The sequence below is a fragment of the Streptomyces fildesensis genome (assembly GCF_016107395.1).
Lineage (GTDB): Bacteria > Actinomycetota > Actinomycetes > Streptomycetales > Streptomycetaceae > Actinacidiphila > Actinacidiphila fildesensis.
Map to the genome: position 1 here is coordinate 1 of NZ_JAAIKO010000096.1, position 4,130 is coordinate 4,130.

A 4,130-nucleotide genomic window follows, 5' to 3' on the forward strand; every position below is an offset into this window, starting at 1 on the left:
TCGACTTCGCCACGTTCGGCGTCATGCTGTGGGTCTTCCACTCCGGACCGGTCCAGTTCCGCACCGGCTGGTTCGTGGAGTCCTTGGCCACCCAGGCGTTGGTGATCTTCGCGATCCGCACCCGTCGCAGCCCGTTCTGGCGCAGCCGTCCCAGCCTGCCGCTGACAATGGCCGCCTTCGGGGTGGTCGCGGTGGGAGCGGTACTGCCGGCAACACCCCTGGCACACACACTCGGCTTCGCGCCGCTTCCGCTGGGCTTCTTCGCCGCACTGGTGGCCATGGTGGTCTGCTATCTGGGTCTCATCGAGATCGGGAAACGGCTCTTCTACCGGCAGGAGTCCGCCGCTCCGACCGCTCCGGCCGATCCGATCCGCAAGCGGGACCCCTGGCGGCATCTGCGGCGTCGTGGGGCCGGCTTCAGTGTTCCCGGCCGGTTGAGCCATCGCCGGCACCTCGTACGGGGCGGCTGAACAGGGAAGGTCGGACCTGTGCGGATGAGCCCCGGGGCTCATCCGCACAAGTTGACCGGCCACACTCCTCAGGTCCGTGGAGTGCCTTTTCGTGGACCCGGATTCAGCGCAGCCGGCGCAGGTACGGATCGTGGACGAGATGGGGCAGCAGGCGGATGCGGGCGTCGAGCGCGGTGACGCCGCTGGGCCCGGCGACGACCGTCACAAGGGCGGCTTCCGCGAGTTGTGGCAGGTCTTCGGCCATCCGGGACAATCGCAGCAGTAGCGTCTTCAGCCCCTCGATGTCCGCGCTACCGCCGTGGCGCCCGAGGAGCAGCGAGGAGCAGCGCGGGTCGGCGAGCATCGCTCGCGCGTCACGCTCGGTGAGTGGGGCGAGCTGGGCGGCCGGTTCGGCGGGCGGATCGCAGGTGATACCACCGGGCCCGCACAGGATCAGGGGACCGAAGACGTCGTCCTGTTTGATTCCGGAGATCAGCTCGATCCCGCGTTCGACCATGGGGCGGACGAGGACACCGGTCATGGCGTCACCGAAGCGGCTCTTGAGCTCTCGGTACGCGGCCCGCACTTCTGTCTCGCCCACCAGGTCGAGCAGGACAGTGTCGTGGCCGCTCCCGGGCGGAAGACCGGGACCGTACGCCGTCAGTGCGACGTGTCCGCGGGGCCCGGTGAGCCGGACGGCCGCCTCGGCGGCCGACTGCTCGCCGTCCGCCCGGGCCTCGGGCGGGCGCGGGATGCCGTAGCGGTCCAGCAGCTCCGAACAGGCTTCTGGATCGAGCCGGCCGCCTTGCGGGTTGACGGCCAGGAAGGCGTCGACGAGTGCGTGCGCTCCGGCGGTGTCGATGTCCGGGAGCTCCGGCGTCGTGCCGGACGGTTGCGCGAGCCAGCGGCTGCGGGCCGCGGCGTGTGCCAGTGCTCGGGCGGCGGAGTGCGGGGCGGAGTACGCGGGCACCGCTCCGCCGGTCGCGTGCAACAGGCGGACGGGCTCCGGCTGGTCGAGGAGGACGGCGGTAACGGTCCGCGAGCGTCGGATCGTCGTGGACTGCGTCAGTGCTCTGACGAGGTCGTCGCCGGTCGCCTCGGACAGCGCGGTGGGCACCAGGACCACCATGACGGCGTTCAGGGCGCCGTGTGCGGCGAGTCGGTCGACGCACGCGCGCAGCGCGGCTTCGCTCACGGCGGCGGTCACGTTGACGGGATTGGTGGCCTGCGCGCCGTGTGGAAGCAGGTCGAGGAGCTCGGCGGCCAAGGTGGCGGGGAGTTCGAGGACGGTCAGTCCGGCCGCTTGGCAGGCGTCGGCTGCCATGGTGCCCGCGCCGCGTGAGTTCGACACCACGGCGACGTTGGTGCCGGGCGGCAGTGGTTGGGAGTGCAGCATGGCCGCGGTGTCGAGGAGTTCGCCAAGGGTGCGGGTGGCGATGACTCCGGCTTGGGTGAACAGCGCCTGCCGGCTGATGACGGGAACACCTTGGCCCGCACCCCGCCCGGCGTCCGGACGCCGGGCGGGGTGCGGGCCGCCGGTGTCGATGGTCAGGACCGGCATGCGGCGGGCGACCCTGCGGGCGGTACGGGCGAAGCCCCGCGGGTTGCCGAAGGATTCCAGGTGCAGCACGGCCAGGTCGGTGCGGCCGTCGCCCTCCCACCACTGCAGCAGGTCGTTGCCGCTGACGTCGTACTTGTCGCCGAGGGAGGCGAAGGTGGATACACCGATTCCGAGCCGGGACAGCCCGGCGAGCAGCGCGATCCCGATCCCGCCGGACTGCACGCCGACTCCGGCCGTCCCCGGCAGTGTCCGGTGGGCGGCGAACGTGGCGTCCATCCGGACCTGTTCCTCGGTGTTGGTGACGCCCATGCTGTTTGGGCCGGCCAGCCGAAGCCCGTAGCGCCGGCAGACGGCCAGCAGCGCGGCGGACTGCTCGGCGTCGAGCCCGGTGGCCAGGACTACGAGAGCTCGTACGCCGGCCACTCCGCACTGCTCGGCTGTCGCGGTGACGTCGGAAGCGGGAACGGCGAGGACCGCGAGGTCGACGGGGTGGGGGAGGGCGGCGACGGACGGGTAGCAGGGGATGCGCTCGACGGAGTGGGCGTGGGTGTCCACCGCGCGCAGCCGACCGTTGAAGCCGGCACGGCGCAGGTTCTTCAGCACCGCTCGTCCCACGGACCCCGGCTCATGGTCTGTGCCGATCACAGCGATGGATTCCGGGCGCAGCAGTGCTTGCAGACTGGCGGAGGCCGCGGTCCGGCCGCGGGTGTCGACCGCGGCCCGGTAGTACTCGTCCGGGTCGAGTTGGATGACGCAGTGCACGGTGGTGCCGTCGAAGTGGCGAACGGTGTTCAGCCCGAGATCGGCGAAGACCTTCAGCGCGGGATGGCTGTCGGCCAGTGCTTCGGCGGTGAAGGTGGTGATTCCGTCCTGTCCGGCTCGGTCGGCGAGATGCTCCAGGAGCAGGGTTCCCACGCCCTGGTGGTGGAGGTCGTCGGCAACCGTCAGGGCGATCTCCGCGGAGCAGGGGTCGGTCCCGGTCTCGTACTCGGCGAGACCGACGACCTGTCCCGCGAGCAGGGCCAGCAGTGCGCGGTGGCCGGGCGTGGGGGGAGCGCAGACGCGGTCGGCGGCCTGCCGGCCGGCCCGGCGGCTCGCTCCGAGGAACCGGAGTCGCAGATTCTCGGCCGACAGCCGGTCGAACAGCCACACCACGGCGGCATGGTCCTCCGGCCGGGTGGGCCGTATCGCGACGGTCCTGCCGTCGGCCAGCAGCGCGTGGGTCTTCTGCACGGGGTGTGCGGTGTCCGTCATCACGGTCCCTCTCCTCGGGTTCCGTTCCACGGTCCTGCGGACGGTGGGCAGCGCGCAGGGGCTGGCCGGGGCAGCCGCGAGGGCCGTTCGGCCCTGATCGGTGCGGAGGTCCCGACAGCTGCGTCGGGCAGGGCCGAACGGCTGCTCCGCGGGGACCTGCGGACCCTGGGCGGCCTCGCGTCGGCGAACGAGCATGGAGACACCTGAACTGTGAAGGAGTGAGGCGACGATGACTGTGACCACGCCATCCACCATGGGCGTGTCCGATGCCGCGTGGCGGGGGTTCTCCGGCCGGTCCTGGCGCGACCGCATCGACGTGCGCGACTTCATCCAGACCAACTACACGCCGTACGAAGGCGACGCCTCGTTCCTGGCGGGACCGACGTCGCGCACCCTCGCGGTATGGCACAAGGTCTCCGCGCTGTTCCCCGAGGAACGCCGCCGAGGCGTTCTCGATATCGACGCCCGGACGCCTTCGACCATCACCTCGCACCGTCCCGGATGGATCGACCGGGAGCGTGAGCTGATCGTCGGTCTGCAGACGGATGCCCCGCTGAAGCGGGCGATCATGCCCAACGGCGGCCTGCGGATGGTCGAGAACAGCCTGCGGGCCTACGGATACGAGCCCGACCCGTTCGTCACGAGGGTGTTCGGCACCTACCGGAAGACCCACAACGCCGGCGTCTTCGACGCCTACACCCCGGAGATGCTCCGCGCGCGCAAGGCCGGCCTCATCACCGGCCTGCCCGACGCCTACGGCCGGGGACGGATCATCGGCGACTACCGGAGAGTCGCCCTGTACGGCACGTCGCGGCTGATCGAGGTCAAGCGTGCCGAGCGGGCCCTGCTGGACGCCCGGCCCTCCA

At 71.2% G+C, this 4,130-nt stretch carries 3 protein-coding genes; 2 read left to right on the plus strand and 1 reads right to left on the minus strand.

Features of this window, described 5'->3' with window-relative positions; genetic code table 11:
• Positions 1–470: cation transporting ATPase C-terminal domain-containing protein (locus C6N31_RS41900; RefSeq protein ID WP_198359586.1), on the plus strand; the 470-nt coding region annotated here is incomplete at its 5' end.
• A 103-nt stretch (positions 471–573) separates the two neighbouring features.
• Here C6N31_RS41900 and C6N31_RS41905 read toward each other — a convergent pair.
• Complete coding sequence (locus tag C6N31_RS41905) at positions 574–3,264, minus strand: bifunctional acetate--CoA ligase family protein/GNAT family N-acetyltransferase (RefSeq protein WP_198359587.1); 2,691 nt, start codon at positions 3,262–3,264, stop codon at positions 574–576.
• Between the two features lie 229 nt (positions 3,265–3,493).
• Between C6N31_RS41905 and C6N31_RS41910 the strand changes: the two genes are divergently transcribed.
• Positions 3,494–4,130 (plus strand): pyruvate formate lyase family protein (locus C6N31_RS41910; protein ID WP_306665082.1); only part of this gene is annotated, 637 nt, incomplete at its 3' end.

What these genes read in the sequence shown, in the direction of transcription:
- C6N31_RS41905 (WP_198359587.1), bottom strand. Translation starts at nt 3,264, where the DNA reads ATGACGGACACCGCACACCCCGTGCAGAAGACCCACGCGCTGCTGGCC.